This is a genomic window from Streptococcus sp. 2022WUSS037, assembly GCF_044427225.1.
Lineage (GTDB): Bacteria > Bacillota > Bacilli > Lactobacillales > Streptococcaceae > Streptococcus.
Genome location: NZ_JAOTGJ010000013.1, coordinates 28,228 through 53,313, shown reverse-complemented (window position 1 = coordinate 53,313; position 25,086 = coordinate 28,228). Strand labels below are relative to the sequence as shown.

Annotated in this window: 18 protein-coding genes and 1 pseudogene; 12 read left to right on the top strand and 7 right to left on the bottom strand. The window is 38.6% G+C overall.

What is annotated here, in order from left to right; genetic code table 11:
- Positions 1 to 366: 366 nt before the first annotated feature.
- From ODU55_RS06435 to ODU55_RS06425, 3 genes and pseudogenes are all read left to right on the top strand, one after another.
- Positions 367 to 1,047 (top strand): annotated as a pseudogene (locus ODU55_RS06435) (helix-turn-helix transcriptional regulator); the annotation flags it as partial.
- Between the two features lie 635 nt (positions 1,048 to 1,682).
- Positions 1,683 to 2,219: a DUF6609 family protein gene (locus ODU55_RS06430; protein WP_398582308.1), complete on the top strand. Its 537-nt coding sequence runs from the start codon at positions 1,683 to 1,685 to the stop codon at positions 2,217 to 2,219.
- Between the two features lie 530 nt (positions 2,220 to 2,749).
- Positions 2,750 to 2,944: a hypothetical protein gene (locus ODU55_RS06425; protein ID WP_398582307.1), complete on the top strand. Its 195-nt coding sequence runs from the start codon at positions 2,750 to 2,752 to the stop codon at positions 2,942 to 2,944.
- Between the two features lie 448 nt (positions 2,945 to 3,392).
- Here the strand turns inward: ODU55_RS06425 and ODU55_RS06420 are convergent, their stop codons facing one another.
- The 4 genes from ODU55_RS06420 to ODU55_RS06405 form a co-directional block, all read right to left on the bottom strand.
- Positions 3,393 to 5,111 (bottom strand): phospho-sugar mutase, encoded by a 1,719-nt coding sequence (locus ODU55_RS06420; RefSeq protein WP_398582306.1) that lies wholly within the window; start codon positions 5,109 to 5,111, stop codon positions 3,393 to 3,395.
- Between the two features lie 90 nt (positions 5,112 to 5,201).
- Positions 5,202 to 5,771, bottom strand: coding sequence for an ECF transporter S component (locus tag ODU55_RS06415; protein ID WP_014638079.1), 570 nt, complete (start codon positions 5,769 to 5,771; stop codon positions 5,202 to 5,204).
- Entirely contained in the window at positions 5,758 to 6,306 is a 549-nt protein-coding gene (coaC, locus tag ODU55_RS06410) for a phosphopantothenoylcysteine decarboxylase (protein WP_398582305.1), read from the bottom strand. The genes ODU55_RS06415 and coaC overlap by 14 nt, the downstream gene beginning before the upstream one ends.
- Positions 6,299 to 6,994: a phosphopantothenate--cysteine ligase gene (locus ODU55_RS06405; RefSeq protein WP_398582304.1), complete on the bottom strand. Its 696-nt coding sequence runs from the start codon at positions 6,992 to 6,994 to the stop codon at positions 6,299 to 6,301. The genes coaC and ODU55_RS06405 overlap by 8 nt, the downstream gene beginning before the upstream one ends.
- A 217-nt stretch (positions 6,995 to 7,211) precedes the next feature.
- On the opposite strand from ODU55_RS06405, the gene ODU55_RS06400 reads away from it, so the two are divergent.
- Positions 7,212 to 8,882 (top strand): formate--tetrahydrofolate ligase, encoded by a 1,671-nt coding sequence (locus ODU55_RS06400; protein WP_398582303.1) that lies wholly within the window; start codon positions 7,212 to 7,214, stop codon positions 8,880 to 8,882.
- 34 nt (positions 8,883 to 8,916) lie between these two features.
- Here the strand turns inward: ODU55_RS06400 and ODU55_RS06395 are convergent, their stop codons facing one another.
- Positions 8,917 to 9,720 carry a PrsW family glutamic-type intramembrane protease gene (locus tag ODU55_RS06395; protein ID WP_398582302.1) on the bottom strand — a complete coding sequence of 268 codons (804 nt, stop codon included), beginning with the start codon at positions 9,718 to 9,720 and terminating at the stop codon, positions 8,917 to 8,919.
- Between the two features lie 18 nt (positions 9,721 to 9,738).
- Entirely contained in the window at positions 9,739 to 10,437 is a 699-nt protein-coding gene (locus ODU55_RS06390) for a type II CAAX prenyl endopeptidase Rce1 family protein (protein WP_398582301.1), read from the bottom strand.
- A 166-nt stretch (positions 10,438 to 10,603) separates the two neighbouring features.
- Here ODU55_RS06390 and ODU55_RS06385 point away from each other — a divergent pair, with 166 nt between their 5' ends.
- The 7 genes from ODU55_RS06385 to ODU55_RS06355 all read left to right on the top strand — a co-directional run bounded on the left by ODU55_RS06385 (position 10,604) and on the right by ODU55_RS06355 (position 22,700).
- On the top strand, positions 10,604 to 11,251 hold the full coding sequence (locus tag ODU55_RS06385) for a response regulator transcription factor (RefSeq protein WP_398582300.1): 648 nt from the start codon (positions 10,604 to 10,606) through the stop codon (positions 11,249 to 11,251).
- A 1-nt stretch (position 11,252) separates the two neighbouring features.
- Positions 11,253 to 12,602, top strand: coding sequence for an ATP-binding protein (locus ODU55_RS06380; RefSeq protein WP_398582299.1), 1,350 nt, complete (start codon positions 11,253 to 11,255; stop codon positions 12,600 to 12,602).
- Positions 12,603 to 12,710: 108 nt separating this feature from the next.
- A complete protein-coding gene (locus tag ODU55_RS06375) occupies positions 12,711 to 14,027 on the top strand; it encodes an FAD-containing oxidoreductase (protein ID WP_398582298.1) in 1,317 nt (438 codons plus the stop codon).
- A gap of 191 nt (positions 14,028 to 14,218) precedes the next feature.
- A complete protein-coding gene (locus tag ODU55_RS06370; protein WP_398582297.1) occupies positions 14,219 to 17,269 on the top strand; it encodes a DEAD/DEAH box helicase family protein in 3,051 nt (1,016 codons plus the stop codon).
- 7 nt (positions 17,270 to 17,276) lie between these two features.
- On the top strand, positions 17,277 to 18,893 hold the full coding sequence (locus tag ODU55_RS06365) for a class I SAM-dependent DNA methyltransferase (protein WP_398582296.1): 1,617 nt from the start codon (positions 17,277 to 17,279) through the stop codon (positions 18,891 to 18,893).
- Entirely contained in the window at positions 18,886 to 20,091 is a 1,206-nt protein-coding gene (locus ODU55_RS06360) for a restriction endonuclease subunit S (RefSeq protein WP_398582295.1), read from the top strand. The genes ODU55_RS06365 and ODU55_RS06360 overlap by 8 nt, the downstream gene beginning before the upstream one ends.
- Positions 20,088 to 22,700 carry a toll/interleukin-1 receptor domain-containing protein gene (locus tag ODU55_RS06355; RefSeq protein ID WP_029996897.1) on the top strand — a complete coding sequence of 871 codons (2,613 nt, stop codon included), beginning with the start codon at positions 20,088 to 20,090 and terminating at the stop codon, positions 22,698 to 22,700. Before ODU55_RS06360 ends, ODU55_RS06355 begins: the two co-directional genes overlap by 4 nt.
- 169 nt (positions 22,701 to 22,869) lie before the next feature.
- On the opposite strand, the gene ODU55_RS06350 is transcribed toward ODU55_RS06355, so the two are convergent.
- Complete coding sequence (locus tag ODU55_RS06350; RefSeq protein ID WP_398582294.1) at positions 22,870 to 23,646, bottom strand: DUF6261 family protein; 777 nt, start codon at positions 23,644 to 23,646, stop codon at positions 22,870 to 22,872.
- A gap of 403 nt (positions 23,647 to 24,049) precedes the next feature.
- Between ODU55_RS06350 and ODU55_RS06345 the strand changes: the two genes are divergently transcribed.
- On the top strand, positions 24,050 to 25,045 hold the full coding sequence (locus ODU55_RS06345) for a Fic family protein (RefSeq protein ID WP_398582293.1): 996 nt from the start codon (positions 24,050 to 24,052) through the stop codon (positions 25,043 to 25,045).
- Positions 25,046 to 25,086: the final 41 nt, after the last annotated feature.

The following is a 25,086-nucleotide window of genomic DNA, read 5'->3' as shown; positions in this document are numbered from 1 at the left end:
ACGTGGACTGGTTTCTTGCCTAGATTATTATCTAAAACGACATGCGTTAAAAGTTAGTTGAACCGCCGTGTGCCGAACGGCACGCACGGTGGTGTGAGAGGGACTAGAAATTAGTCCCTACTCGATTGTGGTGGGGAAGTATCAGAGTGGGGAATTTTTAGAAGGAGTAGAAGTGATAGCTAGAAATTATCAAAATCTATTTCCATTTACCCTGTGGGTATGTGTTTATTTCCATTGATAAGGGGTTTGTGGGAATAGAAACGTCCCCACCTTTCCAAATCGTCTAAATAGTTGCTATGGAAATAGTGGTAACAATTGAATATAAACTGTTAAAGATGTTATAATTTTTTTAGAATTGAGGTAAATATGAACGCTCAAGAACGCTTATTAACAATATTTTTACGGTTACAATCAGGTGCTCATCTTTCTAAGTTACAGTTAGCCGATGAGTTTGGAGTTAGTGAAAAAACAATACCGAGAGATTTTTCTCTATTAGGTCATTACTTGGAATCTCAGCCTATAGTTGCAGCGTAGCTTGCCTATGATGCGAAATACCATACCCGTTACCTAAAAGGGAAATCATTATTTAATAAAAAGGATATTTTGGTAATATCAAAGATTTTATTAGAAAACCGTTCTTTGAACAAAGAGGAAAATAAGTCTCTAATCGATAGTTTGTTAGCTTTAATTTCTAAAGAGGAACAAAAAGAGGTTTCTCAAATTATTGCGAGCGAACTACTAAATTATGCGCCATTGTCAGATACTCAAAATAGAATTGATAAAATCTGGGAATGGTCAGAAATGATACGAAAAGAGCAAGTTCTAGATATTCGATATCAATCGCCTTATAATACTGAAAAACAACATACGATTCTTCCTGTATCCCTATACTATGATGTACATTATTTTTATGTTGTGGCATTTAACTTGACGTTTGAGTCGTATATGACCCTAAAATTGGATAGAATAATAGATTGGAAAGTATCAGAAGAAAAGAAACCCCAGATTTCTTACGGGAAGAAATTTCGTGATGGAGAAGTACGGAACAATGTTTTTCCGAACAATAGCAAAAAATGTAAAAAATTAATACCCAAATTAATAAAAAAATTTTTCACAAAAAGGTGTTGACAAATTGCCATTTAGAATATATTATTACTAACGAGTGTAGCTGTAAAGTTATTTACGGAGAGATTATGATGGAATATTTATCAATAAAGCAAACATAAGAAAAATGGGTATTATAGTTAGAAGAATACAGGTTCTTTGCACGGATGGACGTATACCTGGTGCCACAAAGTTTGGCTCATATTGGGCTATTCCTGTAGACGCTTAGAAACCAAACGATAAAAGAATTGAGAGTTCCAGTTCCTTTATTAGAAGTCGCAGAAGAAAATGAGAAAATTCTAGAAGAGTTAGTAGAGTATGTAGAGTATGTATATCAGGAATCTGATGATTATGCTTAACATCACTTTGAAATACGCCCACAGGTAATTGATACACCAGATGAAGTAACAGAGAATAATGTGGTTTTTGATGCAATTCAAGGTGAAGTGATTCAGGAAAAATGTAGAAACCTTAGCAACTGCACTTGAACATGAACTTGTCGCAAAGTTTGCTAAAGAGTTTATATAATGGGGTTAATTTTTAAGCAAAGAGAAATTAGAAATCTTAGGGAGGTATTTATGTTTTTTTTAAATTATAGTAAAGATGAAAAGTTGGAATTTAATTATAAGAGAGCCTGTGGTTTATGGTTAATTGTAGTAGCGGTGATTATTTCATTGGCAACTTTAATAGGAGGAAAACAAATCATCAATATGCAAGTCTTTTGCATTGGATATGTTATCAGTTTTTTCTCAATAAATATGAATAAAAAGGTGTTGAATAAACTATCCAACGGTTCGTCGAGTAAATTTCAAGATAAAGTTTCTCTGTATGCGATTATTTTATTATTCGTGTTAATGGTTTTCTTAGGGGGACCTTTTTTTGCAACTGAGGATTGGCGATTAATTTGGCTGGGTGCATTAATGGCGACAGCTTTGCATTTTTTTCCATATTATTTTGTACATGGAAAATCAATGATATATTTGGGGATTATTTGTACTATTAATATTGCTGTAGCTTATATTTTTACTGATATTTCATTGGTGTTAGTTGCATATATTGATGCAGCAATCAAGTTTGTATTTGGAGTATATTTACTATTTTTTTCAAAACCATAAAAACATAGATAACTCTCAGTTTGTCTAGGTACTACCTTTTAACGATAACCTTATGCTATCGTTAAAAAGTATGTGGATATGTTTCCACATACGAACGTAACTACTTGACATACTTGGTGTTCACTCGTTTCATGTGGAAACGGTTGTTAAATTGTCCAAGTGAGATATCAACCATCATATTGATCTTGAAATCAATGAAGACGACCTTAAAGATATTTCTGCCAAGAAGGAAGCCACTTATTCAGAAATCAAAGATTATGTCTTTAGAAAATTTGAATTAAAAGTATCTACCTTTAACATTGCTCAAGTAAAAAGAAAACTTGGAATAATTGAGCGCGAGAATTACAATCACTCTAAGAAAGAAAATCAAAGAGTTCCAAATTGTCCACCCAAAAAAGAACAAGCTATCATCGATGCGTTAAGTTGGTTTGGAATGATTGAGTAATTAAATAAATTAAAAAGTGCAGAATTGATCTGCACTTTTTAATGTTCATAGCATCTTATTAAAGTTTGAAACTCTATTAGCAGTAATGGAAGATATCGACAAGAAACGATTTTGTCAATTACTAATTGAGAAAGTTGTGATTCGAGATGAGAAAAATGATAGTGGAAGATGGGTAAAATCTATAATATTCAAACTTCCTATTATTGAAAAGGATTTGGAAATTAGTTTGGACAATAATGAGCACGTGGAAGTATTTGGTTTGTTGGAAAAACGCAACTAGATTGTCCAGCTTGCTTTCTCATTTTTGGGCAAGCTGCTTCCAAGGTCCACCGGACCTTTGAACTCCCAAACACTCATCACATAGAAGTTGTGAGTTTATTGGAAAAACACAACTAGATTGTCCAGCTTGCTCTCTCATTTTTGGGCAAGCTGCTTCCAAGGTCCACAGGACCTTGGAACTCCCAAATACGCATCACGTGGAGTGTGTTGTTCTGCTTGTAAAGGACTAGAAAACTTTAAACGAAAGGATTCCATAGGAGAAGTACCCATTTTCTCTAATTAGATAAAAATGTAACCTCTGTTATTCTTGTATAACTACTTTACAAGTTTTGAAAATTAGGTATTATCTGCATCATTTATATATTTGTATATTTATGTTCGAGAAAATCTATACGCATAGTTAAGAAAGAAAAGAGCCGCAATAGCGACTCTTTTTTGGTTTTCAATGATTATCCAACAAACTCGTTGATTTCTTTTTCGATGTTGGCGATTTTTTCTTCTGCTTCAGCAAGGGTTTCACCAACCGTTGCGATGTAGAATTTGATTTTTGGTTCTGTTCCTGACGGACGAACGGCAAACCAAGAATCATCTGCCAAGGTGTATTTCAAGACATCTGATGGAGGAGTAGTGAGTTTTTCAACGTTTCCATCTTTGTCTGTCTTAGTTTGAAGGGCAAAGTCTTCAAAGACTGCGATATCAGTAGAGTTAAATTGTGCTGGTGAGTTATCGCGGAATTTAGCCATGATTGCCTTGATTTGCTCTGCACCGTCTTTACCAGAAAGGGTAACAGAGATTGTTTTCTCAGCAAAGTAGCCATATTCTTTGAAGATTTCATCGATACCGTCAGCCAAGGTCATGCCACGTGAACGGTAGTAGGCAGCAATTTCAGCAACCATAAGCACAGCTTGGATAGCATCCTTGTCACGTACGAATGGTTTGATGAGGTAGCCGAAGCTTTCTTCAAAACCAAACATGTAAGTGTGGTTGTGTTTTTCTTCGAACTCTTGGATTTTCTCAGCGATAAATTTGAAACCAGTCAAGACGTTGAACATGGTAGCACCGTAGCTTTCAGCAATCTTAGTTACTAACTCAGTGGATACGATTGACTTAGCAAGAGCAGCATTTGCAGGAAGTGTACCAGCTTGCTTGTGGGCTTCAAGGATGTACTTAGCAATGATAGCACCGATTTGGTTACCAGAGAGGTTCCAGTAAGAACCGTCTGCTTGACGAACTTCAACACCAACACGGTCAGCATCTGGGTCAGTTGCAAGAAGGACATCTGCACCGACTTCACGTCCCAATTCTTCCGCAAGGGCAAAAGCAGCTTGGCTTTCTGGGTTTGGTGAAGCGACAGTAGAGAAGTCAGGGTCAGCAGTTGCTTGTGCTTCCACAACTTGAACAGATTCAAAACCAGCTTGTGCAAGGGCACGACGAGCCAACATTTCACCCGTACCATGAAGCGGAGTGTAGACAATCTTCATGTCTTTACCGTATTCAGCAATCAGTTCAGGGTTGATGTTGAGGTCTTTGAGTTCTTCAAGATATTTAACGTCAGTTTCTTCGCCAAGAACTGTAATCAAGCCATTTTCCTTACTAGCTTCAAGGTCAGCCAATTCAACTGCAAATGGATTGTCGATGGCACGGATGAAGTTGGTCAATGCATCTGCATCAGCTGGTGGCATTTGTCCACCGTCTTCACCGTAAACCTTGTAGCCGTTAAATTCTTTCGGGTTGTGGCTGGCAGTCACCATGATACCTGCGATGGCATTGTAATGGCGCACAGCAAATGACAACTCAGGAGTTGGACGAAGGCTTTCAAATACATAAGATTTGATACCATGCGCTGCCAAAACTTGAGCTGATTCAAAGGCAAATTCTGGCGAGAAGTGACGTGAGTCGTAAGCGATGGCAACACCACGTTTTTTAGCTTCTTCACCTTTTGATTCTACCAATTTTGCCAAACCTTCAGTAGCTTGACGAACGACGAATACGTTGATGCGGTTGGTACCAGCACCAATGTAGCCACGCATACCAGCTGTACCAAATTCAAGATTTGTATAGAAGGCATCTTCTTTTGTTTTTTCATCCATTGCGACTAATTCTTCACGCAAGTAATCTGGAAGGTCCGCAAAGTCGAGCCATGTTTGATAGGTTTCTTGATAAGTCATCTCATATCTCCTTAAAAATTTTTCTATTAAACGCTTTCATTATACCATGTTTGAAAAGAAAAATCACGCTTTCACGTGATTTTCTGATATTTATTTTTGAACTTTCTGTAAAACTGGAACAATAGCTATGGTTAAGAGACCGGAGATGGTTAATTCTGCAATAGAATTGAATGAGACGATACTAGCTAGTAGCAATTTTATATCCCCAGCATATACATTAGAAAATAGGAAGAAGATACCAGTCAAGACAAAAATTGTATTTGTCAAGGTACCAGTAAGACCTGCTAGTAGGAGACCCTTTTTGTTTTTCATCAATTTGTAAACAAAATATGGTGTAACTCCGATTAAAATACGTGGAACTAAGGCAATCAGGATAGAATTGAAGTTTCCATGTTCTACGAAAGGCGAGAAAACATAACTCATCGGTGAAAGGATTATGCTATTGCGGATGATACTCATTATTCCCATAAAACCACCCAGTTGTGCCCCCAAGCGTGGACCGTAAAGAATGGAAGCGATGATGATGGGAATATGGGTAATAGTCGGTTTTATTGGCAAGATAAAATTAGCAAAAATCATCTGACTGACCACTTCAATGACAATCATGATTGTTAGAAATATTGCAAGAGTCGCAACGTCCCTGGATTTATTTGTTTTCATTTAGAACCTCCATAACTTTATTAAGAATCACATCAACCTCGGCCAGAGCACCTGTACCAAAGTCGCCGCAAGCAAGCAGGGCTTCGCGCGGTTTGATTTCCTCAAAGCCGTATTCCGAAAGGGTTTTGAGATTTTTCTGTGTAGCAGGATTTAGGTACATATTGGTATTCATAGCAGGGGCAACTAGTTTTTTGGTCCCAAGAGGTAGAGCCAGAGCTGTTGCGGTAACCATATTATCTGCAAAACCATGTGCCAATTTCGCGATGGTATTGGCAGAAGCAGGGGCAAGTAAAAATAAGTCTGTTTCTTTGGCAATATCGATATGCTTGATAGAGTTAGGATTTTCTTCTAACATGACATCTGTGTGGACCAGATTTTTTGACAGTGATTGGAAAGTTAAGGGCATTATAAAGTCCATAGCAGAGCGACTCATGAGGACAGTAACCTGGTGCCCTAGTTTTGTCAATTGACTAGTCAGGTCTGCTGCCTTATAGGCAGAAATAGAGCCAGTAACGGCAAGAGTAATATTAGCCATTTGATTCTCCTTTTTCCAAGGTTTCCAAAATCAGCTGGGCAATTTCTTTTTTTGTAGTTGCCTGAATTTCAGAAGTCTTATCCACCAAATAGGCGATATGTTGGTTGCCCTTGATATCTGTCAAGTCATTGGCCACAATATAGTCTGCACCATTGCGTTCAATACTTTGGCGAGCAACTGCAAATAGTTCTTCCTTTGGAACATCTACTAAGAGCTTAAAGCCGATTAATTGGATAGCTGGATTCCATTTCTTTACATAGGAAATGACCTTGGGTGTTTTCTTGAGGAAAAGGACCTGGTAGTCATCCTTGGATGAAATCTTACTTTCTGTATTCTGTTTTTTTAGTAGACTAGAGATATCTTCAGTTGCTCTTAGTTCATCTAAACCAGTCATATAAACAGGTGTATAATCGGATACAGCCATGCTATGAATCAGGGCCTGATGGGTTTTGACTAAAGGTTCTAATGTTTCTTTCAAACTATCAACATTTGTGATTTCGATAATGGTTAAATTCTTCTGAGAATTTGGTTTAACAGCCTGTCTTGTAGTCACAAGAGTAACTTCATGACCACGTTTCAAGGCTTGTTCGGCAATGATTTTTCCAAGATTTCCAGAAGCATGGTTTGTAATAGCGCGGACTTGATCGATAGCTTCGCTTGTTCCGCCTGATGTAATCAATAGTTTCATGTTCATATTTTACTAGAATTTCTATTTTTCGTAAAGTTTCTGAGAAGGTGTTTTCACAAAGAGTGGCAAAACTATCTAGTTTGTTTTTTAGTAGAGGATTTTTTGCACTGTCACACATTTAAATCCGTACATTTTGTTGGAAAAATATAGATAATATGCGAAAAATAGTTTTTATATGGTATAATGTTTATGAAAAATAAGGAATTTAGGAGCTCTCATGAAAACAGATATTGAAATTGCACAAAGTGTGACCTTGAAACCTATCACAGAAATCGTTGAAAAAGTCGGTATCAGATTTGATGATATTGAACTCTATGGAAAATATAAGGCAAAATTATCTTTTGATAAGATCAATGCAGTGAAAGACAATGAACTAGGTAAACTAATTTTGGTGACTGCTATCAACCCAACACCTGCTGGTGAAGGTAAGTCGACTATTACCATCGGTTTGGCGGATGCTTTGTCTAAAATTGGCAAGAAAACCATGATTGCCCTCCGCGAGCCATCTTTGGGTCCTGTTATGGGGATCAAGGGTGGAGCTGCTGGAGGTGGTTTTGCCCAGGTCCTACCTATGGAAGATATTAACCTGCATTTTACAGGCGACATGCATGCCATTACCACGGCAAACAATGCTCTTTCAGCCTTGATTGATAACCATATCCACCAAGGAAATGCAGTCGGTATTGACCAACGCCGTATCATTTGGAAACGGGTTGTAGACCTTAACGACCGTGCTCTTCGTAAGGTAACAGTTGGCTTGGGTGGTCCGCTCAATGGTATTCCACGTGAAGATGGTTTTGACATCACGGTCGCTTCTGAAATCATGGCAATTTTGTGTTTGGCGACAGACATCAATGACTTGAAAGAGCGTTTGGCCAATATCGTTATCGGTTATCGTTTCGACCGTAGTCCTGTCTATGTACATGATTTGGCGGTGGAAGGTGCCTTGACCCTTATTTTGAAGGATGCTATCAAACCAAACCTTGTCCAAACCATCTATGGCACGCCAGCCTTTGTCCATGGCGGTCCATTTGCTAACATTGCTCATGGCTGTAACTCAGTCCTGGCAACAACAACAGCTCTGCGATTGGCCGACTATACCGTAACAGAAGCAGGCTTCGGGGCTGACCTTGGAGCAGAGAAGTTTCTAGATATCAAGGTTCCAAATCTTCCAAAAGCACCTGATGCTGTGGTGATTGTAGCGACCCTGCGTGCCCTTAAAATGCACGGCGGAGTGGCTAAGACAGAACTTTCTGTTGAAAATGTAGAGGCAGTCAAAGCTGGTTTTGCCAACCTCAAACGTCACGTGGAAAATATCCAGAAGTATGGTATTCCAGCAGTTGTTGCTATCAACGAATTTGTTTCAGACACAGCTGATGAAATTGCTACTTTGAAAGAACTTTGCGCAGAAATTGGCGTACCTGTCGAGTTGGCAAGTGTTTGGGCAAATGGCGCTGATGGTGGTGTTGAACTGGCTGAAACAGTTGTTGCTACTATTGAAAATAATGTAGCCAATTACCAATGTCTCTACAAGGCTGAAGATAGCTTGGAAGAGAAAGTGACTAAGATTGTTACACAAATCTACGGCGGTAGAGGAGTTGTCTTTGAGAAGAAGGCTCGTAACCAGTTGGCTGAATTTGCTAAGAATGGTTGGGACAAGTTGCCAGTCTGCATGGCCAAGACCCAATATAGCTTCTCAGATGATCAGTTTGCCCTTGGTGTACCGACAGACTTTGACATTACAGTTCGTGAATTTGTGCCAAAATTAGGTGCAGGCTTTATCGTTGCCTTGACTGGAGATGTCATGACCATGCCTGGTTTGCCAAAAGCTCCTGCTGCCCTCAATATGGACGTGGCAGAAGATGGAACTGCGATTGGTCTATTTTAGAAAAGACAAAATCCGCTCGGTTGAGCGGATTTTTCTATGCTTTATCGACTTGTCGGTAGGCAACTAGGCCCAGTAGGATACTAGCCAGCGGAAGCAGTGATGTCATAAAGCCAGTATTCAAAGGCGAATTGAAGAAGAAATGTAGGCCTAGACTGGCAAGGAGCCAGAACGCTCCTTGGGCTTTGGATAGACTTTTCTCCTGACCAAGCAGAGCAACTAGACCAACCGCAAAGAGTAGGGTAAATACCCAGTGGGTCCAGCCAGCCTGCCCAACTCGACCGATAATGGTTTCAAAACCATCTAGTTTGCCAATGAACATATCGCGGAAGGTAAACATGATGTCTTCAACAAGCTGGAAACTAAGACCTGCAATCATACCGCTGACCAAGGCATCTTTTACAGTCATTTTTCTCGCAATCAGCAAAACCAAGAGGACAACCAAGCCCTTCCCAAACTCTTCCGCAAATGGTGCTGAAACAGCAGCCCCCCAGTCATAACGAAAATCATCACTGACCTTAACAATCTCTAGCAAAAAGTAGCCGATAGCAGTGTGACCATAATCTGAAAATGCCACTCCAGCAGTCAGCCCCAAAAGCCAACTCAAATGACTGACTTTTTGGGAAATAGCATAGCGCTTTTCTAAGTGACGGATGAGGACCAGTAAGGGAAGGAGATAGAGGGCTACCAGTGAAATGGTTAGTAGAAAGAGAGGATATTTTTCTTCCATGCCATTCGGCTTTGCCAGTTCATCAAAAATCATCTTGCAACCACTGACAAAACCAAGGCTGGCAAGAATAAGGGCAAATTGACTTTTATAGGTATTCCATAGGTGTTTCATAAGATTCCTTTCGTATGCTTAGTAAAGAAGATAAGACAAGACTGTCAGACCAATGACATCAGCCAGACTATGAGCTAAAAAGAAGGGGAGAAGATTGCGGGGCTGGAGTTTTTGATAGAGAAAATGAAAGAGAAGCCCCACAATCAAGCCAAGCCCAATTCCAGCTACCAGACCTTGGTAGGTATGAAAACTAGACCGAATCAGGAGCGAGAAGGGAAGAATCCACTTCCTAGCCTCTGGTTTGACCATAAAGCATAGCCCAAGAAAAAAGATTTCCTCGTAAAAGCCGTTGAGGAGAGAGTAGGCTAGTAGGGTGATGTCTATATTTGGAAAAAGGCTGAACATGGAGGGCGTGACTGGACTTGTCAATTGATAAGTCAGCAAGTGAAACAGGTCCATAGAAAGAGCCGCCAATCCGAAAATTACTAGAGCCTGTAGGGGAACCCAAGGTGTCCAGAAAATGTGTTTTTTCAATTGAAACAAATCCACCTTCCGCCAGATAAGATAGGCGAGGGCTAAGCCAAGCCAGACCAACTGGATCAGCAAGGCCTTGATATTGTCTAGAGCTGTAAAGGTCAAATTCTCCGCCAGGCTGGTTTGTTGGGTGAAAAGGCCGATACACTGTAAGGTCGAGTTGATGATTCCCTCTCCGAATAAAATCACAGCCACAACTAGCAAATCCACTGGAGAAATATCCTTCTTCTTTTCTTTTAACATAAGTATCCTTTCTAGTTTCTATACTCAGTTTAGCAGAACCAACTATTCTCACCCTACCCGTCATCTGTTTTTTATCTGTTTTTTGCAGCGATTGTCAAAAATTAGTTGAGCCCTCGGACAAATAAGCCTATAATGGAGAGAGGAAGAGAAAGAAAAGGGAGCAAGTATGGCACGCATTTTGGTACTAGAAGATGACCCTGTTATCAATCAGGTTGTCTGTGAATTTTTGAAGGAAGAGGGACACGAGGTCTTGAGTTTTGTCAATGGCAGAATAGCTTATCAAGCCAGCCAAGAGAGCCAGTTTGACCTCCTTATTCTAGACATCATGGTTCCCGAGATGACAGGCTTGGAAGTCTTGCAGGAAGTTCGGAAAACTTCCGCAATTCCTATTCTCATGCTGACAGCCTTGGGAGATGAGTGCACCCAGCTTCTGTCTTTTAATCAGCAGATTAGCGACTATGTTACCAAACCCTTTTCTCCCCTTATTCTGATGAAACGGGTTGAGAATATTCTCCGTCAGGAATGTCAGACGGATCAACTGGTGGTGGGGAACATCAGCCTATCTGAAAAAACAGGTATGGTTTATGACCAGGGCAAGCTGGTTTCCTTGACCCAGAAGGAGTATGCCATTCTACACTATCTGATCAAGCACAAGGGCCAGATTGTCGGTCGAGACGGCCTGATGTTAGATATCTGGGGCTATACAGAGTTGGATAGTCGTGTCCTAGACAACCACATCAAAAATCTACGCAAGAAATTACCAGACCTTCCCCTAAAAACGGTCATTGGCCGTGGCTATCAGTTGGAGAAATAAGATGAAACTAGCCAAAAAACAATTCCTCATCGTAACCCTAATGGTCAGCCTGACCTCACTTATCTTGCTTGGCCTGCTCTACTATGCCATGCCTATCTACTATAATCAGGCTAAGAAGGACCAGCTCAGACAGGAATATAACCAAGTTCTTACATCTCTAGAAGGTCAGGACCAGACAAGGATTATTGCCAGTTTGACCGCCTACGACCAAGATTCCCCCGACCTACTTTTGACCCTCTATTCTGCCAATCAGGAGATTATCTATCCTTCTCAGGAAGAGAGCAGTCAGGAGCGGGGAAGCAGTTATCTGGAGCAAGGCCAGTACGATGAGATTGGTTCTTGGTCGGCTCTTATTACTACAAAAGAAGGTAAGGAGTTGGTTCTTACAGCCGAATATGGTTTTTATACCCTATCAGGAGTCAGTCAAACCCTCTTGACCTTCTATCCCTTTGTGCTCCTCTTGATTATTGCCCTAGCCGTGACCTCGGCCTTTATTTACAGCCGCTTCTCAACTCGTAGGATTGCCCACCTCTCTGCGACGACACGGCAAATGCAGAGCTTACAAGCAGGTCTGGCCTGTCAAGTGACGGGTCGTGATGAGATTGCAACCTTGGCCCTGGACATCAATCATCTTTATGGAAAATTGCAGAGCAGCATAGAAGAGTTGCGGGAAGAAAACGAGCGTAGCCTGGTGCGTGAGAAGGAGAAGTCTGACTTTCTCCGTATGACCTCGCATGAACTCAAAACGCCCATTGCCAGCATGACTGGTCTGGTTGAGGGGATGCTCTATAATGTCGGGGATTTCAAGGACCATCAGACCTACCTAGCCAAGTGTCGTGATATCCTAGCTGAACAAGCAACCCTCGTTCAGTCTATCTTAGAAGCTACCACAGTGGATATGGCTATAAAAAACAAGGGAGAAGAAATTGCCCTTCATCGTCTGCTTGAAGAAATCCTGCCTTCCTATGTTGACTGGGCACTGTTAGAAGGTTATCAGTTTCAAACTGACTTGGAAGAAGTCTTTATTCATGGGAATCTGATCTACCTGACCAAGGCTCTAAAAAATATCCTAGACAACGCCTTTCGTTATGCCAGTCCGCAGGCAAACATCAAACTCAAACTTCAGGCCAATCAGCTTTTACTAGACAATCAGGTTTCTTATTTGCTCAGCCAAGAAGAACTTGATCAAGTCTTCCAGCCTTTCTACCGACCAGATTACAGTCGCAGCAAGGAGGACGGAGGGACAGGGATTGGACTCTACCTGGTTAAGCAGATTTTGGACAGTCACCAGTTTTCCTATGACTTTTTCCCGCTTGATCATCATACCATGCGGTTTGTCATTCGGTTTTAAGACATGAAATTCCTTATTTTCAAGGGATTTTTGTCATCCGTAGCAGAATTATGCCAAAAAAAATCTTTTTTGATAGACTAAGATTGAAAACATTAAAAGGAGTATCTTATGGAACAATTTGATTTGTTAGTCATCGGCTTTGGTAAGGCAGGAAAGACCTTGGCAGGTAAGCTATCAGCAGCTGGGAAGAAGGTTGCCTTGGTTGAGGAAAATCCTGCTATGTTTGGCGGGACTTGTATCAATATCGGCTGTATTCCAACCAAGACTCTCTTGGTAGCTGCAGATAAAAACTGGACTTTTGAGCAGGTTATGGAGCAAAAAGAAACCGTCACTACTCGCTTGCGAAATAAAAACGAGGCAGTCTTGAAAGGCAGCGGTGCTAGTTTGTATCAAGGACACGCGCGGTTTGTGGCGGATAAGGTTGTGGAAGTGTCAGCTGGTGAGGAATCCATCCAACTAACTGCGGAAACGATTGTCATCAATACAGGTGCTAAGTCGCGCGTGCTTCCAATTCCAGGTTTGTTGGATACAGCTCACGTGTATGATAGTACAGGTATTCAGAACTTGGAAACTCGTCCTGACAAGTTGGCTATTATCGGTGGAGGCAATATTGGACTGGAATTTGCTGGACTCTACAGCAAACTCGGTAGTCAGGTGACGGTATATGAAGCCAGCTCTGCTATTTTACCAAGAGAAGAGGAAGTGGTGGCTAAGTTAGCCAAGGGGTATATGGAAGAAGCTGGTGTGACCTTCGTCTTGGGTGCAAAAATCGAGCAAGTAGCAGCTGCGGGTGAGCAGGTCGCAGTGACGGTCAATGGTGAAACGGCAGTCTTTGACGCTGTCCTCTATGCGACAGGTCGGGTGCCAAACACTGCTGACTTGGGCTTGGAAAATACAGCGATTGAGCTTTTGGAAAATGGTGCTGTTAAGGTGGATGACTACTGCGAAACGACAGTTCCAGGTGTCTATGCAGTGGGCGATGTCAATGGCGGTCCACAATTCACTTACACATCCCTAGACGACTTCCGTATCGTCTTCGGCAAGTTGACTGGAACAGGAACTTATAGCTTGAGCCAACGTAAGTCTATTCCAACTAGCGTCTTTATCACGCCTGTGCTTTCTCGTGTCGGTCTGACCGAGAAGGAAGCCAAGGAAGCAGGTTACGACTACATTGCCAATGAACTGCCTGTTGCCAATATGCCACGTGCCCATGTCAATAATGACCTCAAAGGTATTTTCAAGGTTATCGTGGATAAGGAAAGCAAGCTTGTTCTGGGTGCAACTCTCTTTGGTCGCAATTCAGAGGAGCTGATTAACTTGATTGCCATGGCGATTGACAATAAGATTCCTTATACCTACTTCAAAACACAGATTTTCACACATCCAACTATGGCTGAGAATTTGAATGATGTTTTTAATTTTTAATACTTTAGGGAGGGAAGCTGTCTGCATATACTCAAGTATAATCTGCGGCTTCGTTTCCTAGACTAGTATCAAGATCATCGAGTAACCATTTTTCTTTGATGAACTGTGACCGTCCGAAAGGGCGGTTTTTTTGTCGGAAAGCCTTTGCAAATATGGTATAATGATTGATAAGAATAAACTAGGAGCCTTGTATGATGAGAAAGGAACATAATGAGTTTACAAGAGTGCAGTTGCCTGCAGCTTTGCATTTGACTCGTCTTGGATATGACTATCTTTCAGCTGCAAGTGAAGATATTAAAAACAGAGACCACTCAACCAATATCCTTGTTTCGATTTTTAAGCGACAGTTTTTAAGATTCAATAATTACGCAAGTGAAGCTGACTTTGAACGGGAATTTGAAAACATCCGTTTGGAATTAGACCAAGATGATATTGGACGTAGTTTTTTCAAGCGAATTCATTCTGACTCTGACTACACCTATATCAAATGGGACGATCTTGAAGCTAATACTTTCCATATCGCCTTGGAAGTTACTTGCCAAAATGGTGAGGATGAGTTCCGACCAGATATTACAGTCTTTATCAATGGTCTCCCACTCAGCTATATCGAGGTCAAGCAACCCAATGCCATCCGAGATGGGAAAACGGGGATTCAGTCTGAAAAAGAACGGACCAAGTTCCGATTTGAAAATAAAAAATTTAGACGCTTTAATAATATTACCCAACTGATTTCCTTTTCGGATAATCTTCCCTACAATGATAGCCAAGGTCAGCAGTTACAAGGCTCTTTTTATTGTAGCAATGCCTATTCTGCTACCAAGTTCAACTCTTTCAAAGAAGAAGAGGAAGGGCACTTACAAGAGAGCTTATCTCCTTTAGAGGAAGAGATGATTGATTTGGTTCTTACAGATGTCAAGCGATTTGCCCTCAAGTCACAGGCGGAATTTCAAACCAATTTGGATCCATTCAGCCCTTGCAATTCCTTCTTAACTTCCCTTTATCAGAAAGAACGGCTCTTTTTCATGCTCCGCTATGGTTTAGTCTATGTGGAAGAACGTGATGAAAATGAACAGATTCAACTACAGAAACACGCTATGCGCTATCCGCAATTCTTTGCGACTAAGGCGATAGAGAGAGGCTTGGAGGCTGGAATGAAGAAGGGGGTAATCTGGCATACACAGGGTTCTGGTAAGACTGCCCTGGCTTTCTTCAATATCCGCTATTTGAGGGACTTTTATGCCCAAAAAGGAATTGTACCGCAGTTTTACTTTGTGGTGGACCGATTGGATTTGGCTGATCAGGCATTTAAAGAATTTAGCAAGCGTGGTCTGAAGGTCAAACGCATTAACAAGCCTAGAGAGCTAAATCAGATCCAAGACCAATATGATGTGTCTGTTGTCAATATCCAAAAATTCAAAGAATCCTCTGATTTAACAGACCATTCAGGTTATGACTTAAATCAACAGAATATCTATTTCATCGACGAAGCACATCGTTCCTACAATGAAAAAGGCTCCTATCTGCCAAATCTCTATAATGCAGATAAACAGGCTATCAAAATTGCTCTGACAGGAACACCATTGATAGCGACAAAGGCTGACGGAAAAACCAAGGAAACAGCTGTAACGACTCGTGATATCTTTGGAGATTATATCCACAAATACTATTACAATCAATCCATTTCAGATGGATTTACCCTGCGACTGATGCGTGAGGACATCGAAACTTCTTACAAGGAAAACCTAAAAGCCATCCATGAGGAAATTCAAAAAGGCTCGATTGATAAGAAAGAAATATTTGCTCATCCTCGCTATGTCAGTCCCATGTTGGATTTCATCTTAGATGATTTTACAAGAGCACGGGATATTCTTTTTGGTGACCAATCAATCGGTGGAATGATTGTCTGTGATTCATCCGAACAAGCACGAGAATTGCACCAGCAACTAGAAGATCGGCGACTAACAGGCCAGACCAGTTTCACTTCTACCTTGATTTTGCATGATGTGGGAGACAAGGACTACAAGAAAGAAGAGGTAGACAAGTTCAAGAAAGGGCTGTTCGATTTCATCATTGTTTATTCTATGCTTTTGACAGGATTTGATGCACCTCGTTTAAAACGCCTCTATCTTGGACGGAAAATCAAGGCTCACAATCTCTTGCAGACCTTAACTCGTGTCAATCGACCTTATAAGGATTATGCTTTTGGCTATGTCATTGATTTTGCGGACATTTCCAAGGAATTTGACAAGACCAACAAAGCCTACTTGGAAGAACTCAATCGCGAATACCAGACAGCTTTGACAGAAGAAGACGGAGATAATCCTTTCGGAGCCATTTTTGTGTCTCCTGAGGAAGTCAAAGACCAGCTAGAAAAATCACACAAGGTTTTAATGAATTTTCCAACCGATAACCTGGAATTTTTTGAAAAAGCTATCGACGATGTGAAAGATAAGAAGGAGTTGATTGCTCTTAGAAAATCACTAGAAACCATTCGTCAGTACTACAATATGGCACGCCTACATGGCTATCATGAAGTCATCGAGCAGGTCAATATGGAAGAAATTGCCAGTCTTTTAAATATGCTTTCTCGACGGTTATTGACCCTGAGTTTGATTGATAAACCAGATAGTTTTTCAAGCCAACAATTGCTCAATCTTGCCATGTCGGAAACCAGCTTTAGCTTTACCAAGATAAAGGAAGAAGAGCTACGACTTGCGGCTAATGACCTGGACGATATCCGACGCCGTGTGGCCAATGGTATCAATCTGCGGAGAGATGAGAAAGATCCAGAATGGGTCAGCCTGTTTGAAGAGTTTCAACGCGTTCTAAACAAACACATGACCCAAGAAGTCGAAGGGTACAGTCTAGCGAGAATCAAGGAGACCAAACAAGCCTATCAAAGTTTATTTGACTCTGTTGAGGATTACAAATCAAGAATGAACCGTTTGGCTATGAACTTTGGTGGAGATACTATGTCAGCCCGTACTTTCAAACGTGTCACCCAATCAACAGTAGTGAGTGATTTCCCAGCCATTTACCAAGTTCTTAAAGGTGCCAAGCCATTGATTGATTATCAAATTGGTCTCAATCAAGGCATTCTTGAAAACGAAGCCTTTTTAGAAGGGGAAATCAAACGCCTAGCCCGTGAAGAAATGAAGAAAACAGAAGAAGGTAGACAACTCAAACGAGTCGATTATGACAAGTTGATTCGTTCCCTAATGGAAGTCTATGAAGGAGAATAAAAAATAAATGGAAGAACATTATATCGTACAGGTACAAAACCAGGTACAAGGGTTAGTTGATGACCTAAAAGCAGTCTTTACCCATGCAGGACTTGGAGGAGAGGCAGGAGAGTATAAGCTCCTGACCCAGTCCTTCCTCTACAAGTTCTTGAACGACAAGTTTTTGTACGAAGCCCTTATCATTGATCCGTCCTATGATTACCAAGGTCTTCTGAACTTGTCTGATGAGGATTATGAATGGTTTTTAGATGATATCGGGACAAAAACAGCCCATCTAAAACCTGAACAACTGATTGAAAGCCTGCACCGCCAGCAGAATCAAGCAGATTTTGCGGAGATTTTTGAACAAACGCTCAATCAGATTGCCATTGATAACAATGCTATCTTCTCCGTTCATACAGATGGAGGAACGGATATTCGACTCTTTGACCAACGCTTGATTACGGATACCATTTCCGATGCCAGCAAGCGAAATGAGGTTGCGGCTTCCATTATCAATCTCTTGGCGCGTGTTAAGTTTGACCAGCAGATCTTTTCACAAGGTTTTGACTTCTTCTCTACCTTGTTTGAGTACATGATTAAGGACTACAACAAGGACGGTGGTGGAAAGTATGCGGAATACTACACACCTCACTCTGTTGCTAAAATCATCGCGGCGATTTTGGTGGGAAATGACCAACCAAGCAACGTCAAAATCTACGATCCATCTGCAGGTTCAGGAACTCTTTTGATGAACTTGGCTAGCCAGATCGGTACCGACCGTACAAGTGTTTACAGTCAGGATATTTCTCAGAAATCTTCTAATCTTTTGCGTCTGAACTTGATTCTCAATGGCTTGCAGCATTCCATTCACAATATCGTGCAGGGTAATACTATTCTTAACAATCGTCATGTCGAGAAAATGGACTATATCGTGTCCAATCCTCCCTTCAAACTGGACTTTTCAGAGTGGCGGGATCAGGTAGAAAGTCTGCCAAATAGCAGTGAACGCTTCTTTGCAGGCGTTCCAAAGATTCCCAACAAGAAAAAAGAGAGTATGGCCATTTACCAACTCTTTATCCAGCATATTATCCATAGTTTGAAGGAAGACGGGCAGGCAGCTATTGTCTTACCGACAGGATTTATCACCGCCCAGTCTGGTATTGATAAGAAAATCCGTCAGCACTTGGTCGATGAGAAGATGTTGGCAGGTGTTGTGTCCATGCCGTCCAATATCTTTGCGACCACAGGAACCAACGTGTCCATTCTCTTTATTGATAAGAAAAATAAGGACCATGTGGTCTTGATTGATGCTTCTAATCTTGGTACCAAGGTCAAGGAAGGTAAGAACCAAAAGACCGTCCTCAGTCCAGAAGAAGAAGTGCAAATCATTGAGACCTTTATTAAGAAAGAAGTTGTCGAAGACTTCTCTGTCAAGGTCAGCTATGAAGAAATTAAGGACAAGAACTATTCCCTCAGTGCCGGCCAGTACTTTGACATCAAGATTGACTATGTCGATATCAGCCCAGAAGAGTTTGAAGAAAAAATGCAGGGCTACCAAGACCGCCTAGCCAGCCTCTTTGCCCAATCCCATGAATTGGAAAAGGAAATAGAGAAGCAGATGAGGAGGGTGAGGTATGAGTGAGTGGAAATTAAAAAGTCTCAAGGATTTATCAGTTAGCATTACAAGTGGGTTGACACCATTAAAAAGTAATTCGGAGTATTGGGATAATCCAGTTATTCCTTGGTTAAAAACGGATCAACTAGGTGAAAAATATATTTGGGATACGAACACTAAAATTTCTGAGATTGCTTTAGAAAAAACTAGTCTAAAACTATATCCGCCCAAAACACTATCTATTGCTATGTACGGGGAGGGGAAAACTAGAGGTAACATTTCAATAATAATGAAACCTATGGCAACAAATCAAGCATGTTGCAATATAATGATTAATGAAGAGAAAGCTGATTTTGAATATGTTTATTATTACCTGAAAACTCAGTATGAATCACTTCGGAATCTATCATCAGGGGTTAGAAATAACCTAAATGCAAATGATATAAAAAATTATGAAATTAGAATTCCAGAGTCACTAGTTGAACAAAGTAACATTTCGAAAATATTAAGTGTACTCGACCAAAAAATCGCTATTAATAACCAAATAAACGAAGAGTTGGAGGCGATGGCTAAGACCCTTTATAATTATTGGTTTGTGCAGTTTGATTTCCCTGATGAAAATGGAAAGCCCTACAAGTCCTCTGGCGGTAAAATGGTCTATAACGACCAACTCAAACGGGAAATACCAGAAGGATGGGGGGTGAAACAGTTGGGGGAGTTAGATATCGCAACAGGGAAACGCGATGCCAATTTTGGTACTGAAAATGGTCAGTATGATTTTTGGACAACAGCCAATGAACCTATAAAGGCAGATGAGTATTCTTTTGAAGGGAAAGCTATATTAATTGCTGGTAACGGCAATTTCTATATCAACTTTACAGAAGGAAAGTTTGAGGCATATCAACGAACATATGTTATTCAATCAGCAGATGAAAACGAGTTATTATTCATGTATCCCGCATGTTTGCAATCCATTGAAAAGCTTAGAAAAGGCTCGAATGGGTCAATAATTAAATATATTACAATTGGAGATGTTCAAAATATCAGTCAGCCACATTGTCCAGTCATTGCTAATATGTTTGTTGATATTTTTCGTCCTATTATGAATGCAATACAAAAAAATAAACAACAAAACCAAGAACTGACCCAACTGCGTGATTGGCTCTTGCCAATGCTGATGAATGGACAAGTGAAGGTGGAGGAGAATTTTAGAGGTGTTAAATGAACAAAATTTTTATTTCACATGCATGGGATGATAACGAAGAAAAAGATGCAAAACTTGATCAATTTATTCGTGTATTAAAAGATTGTTTAGAAGATAGGGATTTTACTGTAATCTGGGATAAAGGTACATATCATAAAAGAGGCACATTATCTGATTTTATGCAAAGAGAGTTAGATGATTCTGTTGCGATTATTTGTTGTTGCAACGAGAAATATTTTTTGAATTCTCTCGTACCAGGAAAAGGTGTTAAATTTGAAGTAGACTATATTATTGAAAAGAAATATACCAATAAAACTTTAATACTAAACTTAGGAGAATTGAATAAACCTGTTGAAAATATTATTCCCTTGCAATTACAAGGATTCGAATATAAAGATTTTAGAGGATTCCTAGAGGAAACTACTTATGAGAGAATTACTTGTATTGAAGAAAATGCAACTTTTAAGCAATTATTGAGAAGTTTGAATGATATTTTACAAAATTCTCAAATTGAATCAAAAATTGAAATTGTTGAGATCGCTCCTGATTTTAAATTAGAGTTGGGAAAATTGGGTTTGATACAGAATTTAATGCCAGGAATCAATTTGAATGATGTTTTTGTATATCCAGATTTGAAGAAAAATGCTCAGAAAAGTTTTATTGATTCTGAAAATTTAATACATGAAAAACTTTTTATTAATGAAAAGTTATTCATTACAGGTGAGAAACAATCAGGCAAAACTACTTTGGCTTATAAATATTTCTTTGATTTATTTGAAAATGGTTACTTCCCAATTTATTTGAAACCTGAAAACTTCAAAGGAAAATGGAAAAATAAAATAAAAAAAATTGCTGCAATACAGTATCTAAACCTAAATTTTGAAGAGAATAAAAATCGTGTGGTTATCATTGTGGATGATTTTCATTTATTACACAGTAAACAAATTGAACTAATAATAGAGGATACTGAGTTTAGTCAGGCAATATTTTTTATTGATGAAATTTTCTATATACAATTTAATGATCAAATAAATAAAAAGAATGTATATTCCATTATGCAATTCAAATCATCAAAGAGATATGAATTAGTTTCAAATATTTCAAAACATGAAAGTATTGTAAATCATAATGTGAATGATATTACAAATTGGATAGAAACAAAAAATAATGAATTAGACATAACTATCGGTGCTCAAAATGCAATTAATAAAAAAATTATACCTGCTTATCCAATTTTTCTTTTAACAATTTTAGGAGCAAGTTTAAAAAATAATTTTGATTTAAAAAAACTTACGTCATTTGGTCACTTTTACAATGTATTAATTACTTTTAGTTTCTATAAAATTGGTCTCACAGAACAAGAGATATCCACATACTTAAAGATATTATCAGAATTATCATTTTATTATTTTAAAAATTTTAAAAGTAATGATTTACAATTTGAAGACCTAAATAAATTTTTAGATATTTATAAGTCTAAATACTATTTGCCTGAGAGTAATGAGGTGTATTTGAATAATCTAATTTTTTCAAAAATCTTAGAAAAAGATTCTTTTGGGGTATATAAATTCTCTTATCCATATATATACTATTATTTTTTGGGTATGTATTTTGCACAAAATCTTTCAAATTGTGAAACTGAATTGAAAGAATTGATGGACAGGCTTGATTTGTATGAAAATAGCCAAATATGCATATTTATTGCACATTTTGATTATTCAGAATCATTTATTCAAACACTTACAAAAAATTTAAATTCTTTTAACAAAGATTTATCTGAAGCAACCCTTTCTCGGTCAGAAATTCAAACGTTTAATCAACAACTTGAAGAAAATATCTATTTAAAGTTTCCTCAACCAGATTCACCAACAAAAAATATTCGTAAAAAACTTGAATTTAAAGATAGTATAGAGATTGAAAAAGAATTATCAAATGTCGAAGAAGATGGTGACTCAACTGATGAAATTGATTATAATCCAATTAGGTTAATGATACAAACGGCAGAGGTTTCTGGTGAAATAATAAAAAATAGGTACGGTACAATATCTCGTGATCAGTTAGAAGAGTTAATTTTAGCAACTGTAAATTCAAACTTCCGATTGATAAAGGAGTTTTGTAATTTAGTAGAGCAAATTGAATTTGATAAATTATTCTCAGAAATAAATGCTGTTTTAGAAAGAGAAATAGGAGAAGAAGTTTTACAATCTGAATTTGTAAATGAACTCAAAAAATTTTTAATAAGGATTATTTTTAGTATTATTGCAATTTTAGTCAATAAAACCATTGATAGTATTGGTTCAAGTAAGGTTCTACCAATTTTCAAAGAATTATTTAATGATAAAGAATCGCCTTTAGTTTATTTAATTGAAAAAGGCATTGAAATGAGGTATAAGCACTATTTAAATTATAATGAAATAAGTTCGAAATTAAAATCTAAAGAATTATCTAGTATCGTAAAATCGAATTTAGAACTATTGATTTATGAATACATTTCATTTCAAAGCATGACTCGTTCAAAGAGGCAGCAGTTGTACAGGCTTTTATCAGCTAGGTCTGGTGATAGAATAAGCGATTCTATTTCTAGCCAATTGAATAAGAAAGAATTAGTTGATAAAATATTAAATGATTAAACTCATTGATAAGTATCATTTATTAATTCAAGTTTTGAAAATTAAATCAAAATGTGTAGAAGAAATAAAATTGTTAGAAACGATAAACATAAATAAAATGATACAATGAATGGTCCTTTTGAGAAGTAATACTTAATCCCCCTAATCAAACGACTAGGGGGAATTTTTTCTATCTTGTCTCCAACTCTTTTCCTTGCGGTAAGGTTGTTACAATGTTTATTGTAGCGGAGTTAGTTCCTGTTTGATTTTTCTGTCGTGTCCGTTCTGAAAAATCTTGGCGAATGTCATTTAAGACTTGCAGGATAACTTTCTCTGGTGCTGTTGGGTTATAGCTTATTTTATTGACCAAGTGACTATAAAGGAGGGTGTACAGATTGAAGGCTGTTTTACGGACTTCCAAGCTGTTTATCTTTTCGCGAGTGCTGGTGTCTTGACTTCTTTTCAGATAGAGACGATAAGTACTTTCATGGCTTTCACGGAGATTGGCAACAGCTTCATCTAACATCAGTAGACTAACATCTTCTGAGTAAGGCGGTTTCGCCAGTCGGTCTAGTAGGGAATCAATCAAAGCAGATGATTCTTGCATATTGGTAGACCATGTATTTTTGTATAATTTGATGAGTTCTTGAAGTCGGTTATAAGCCTGCAATTTCTCTGGTGTTCGAGAATTTTTAAAGAGTTTTAATCCATTGACAAAGGCAGAGTAGTCGGCCTTTCGATTCTTTACGGCCTTCTTTAAGTCGCTTGTCATGTCTGAGCCACGTTTTTGTTTGAGACTTTTTTTCAGTAAGGGCAAGGATTCTTCAAGCTGTTTGATTAAGTCCGTTACCATAGGGTCATTGGTGGCTGCACTATATTGTTTCAAGGTATCAACACTAGTGGTGATGAGTTGTGTAAATTCTGCTTGATTCAGATGTTGTGCATATAATGGAATTCGGATTTTCATTTGTTTACCTCACTATCTTTTTTTCCGGTCATCTTATTTATTCGTAAATAAGTAGAAAAAAATAGAATTATTTCAAAAAAATTTTTAAAACTTCTCAAAACAGCACATTTACCTATAATAAAATTTTATTTTTAAGTAATTGCATTAAAACACAATGATAAAAATGTTTAAAAGTAGCAATTCAGTTTGATTTGCTTATTTAAAAATTGTTTTTGCAATGAAATTATTGTTTTTGTTAGTTTTCAAATTGAAATGATCTGATTTTAGTTTGTTTATTGAATACCTTGCACACATTTTTCTTTGTTTAGGCAATTCCATGGTACAATAAGTTATAAGCTTTTAAGTTCAATTTTAGAATAGTAATTTTATATTGAATTTTAACAACCTTGATAGAAAGGTCATCATGCAACCAAACTATACTTTAACTGAAAAAATGATTAGTCGAGTAGCAGAGATTTCTTCTTTGACGACTCGCCTTGTTTTAGAAAAGCGTGATCTGCATTTACGAAAGGAAAACCGTATTCGCTCTATACAGTCATCTTTGGCGATTGAAAATAATAGTTTAACTGTGGAACAGGTAACAGCTATCATTGAAGGAAAACGTGTCTTAGGAAGGCCGAAAGAAATTCATGAAGTTCAAAATGCCTATGAAGCTTATGAATTTGCTTTTGGTTTAGACCCTTATGATATCAATGATTTCTTGCGAGCTCATGCTGCATTAACTCAAGGATTAGTAAAACAATCAGGGACATTCCGTACAACGGATGTAGGAGTCTATGATGGTGAGGGAAATGTAGTCCATGTTGGTGCTCGTCCTCAATTCATTAAACCTCTTGTTGAGGACTTATTTGCTTGGGCAAGACGGAGTGATTTACACGCTTTGATTAAAAGCTGTATTGTTCATTATGAATTGGAGATTATTCATCCCTTTGAAGATGGAAATGGACGCATGGGGAGATTGTGGCAAAGTTTATTGCTTTTTCAATGGGAGTCAATTTTTGAATGGATTCCCATTGAAACAGTGATTTATAAATACCAACAGGCATATTATGACAGTCTGGCAATCAGTAATACATCAGTGGATGCTACTGTTTTTATCGAGTTCATGCTTGATGCAATTTTTGAAACATTAGAAGAATATTCGCTCACCAATTCGCTCACTAATTCGCTCACTAATTCGCTCATTTTGAGTGAGCAGATTATGAGCGAAAAAGAGCGGGCTGTATTTGAAAAGGTTGCTCTTTTTTTACGTCAACATTCGATTATCTCCAGTAGAGATTTACAAGAGGTAATGGGTTTCAGTCCAGCTACAGCTCGTCGATACTTGTCTCGATTCGAGGAATATGGATTTCTTCGATCCTCGGGCAGTACCAGGAAGAAGTATTATTCGCTGTCATAGACGGTCTCAAAAAAATTTTTCATGGTACAATAAGGTATCAA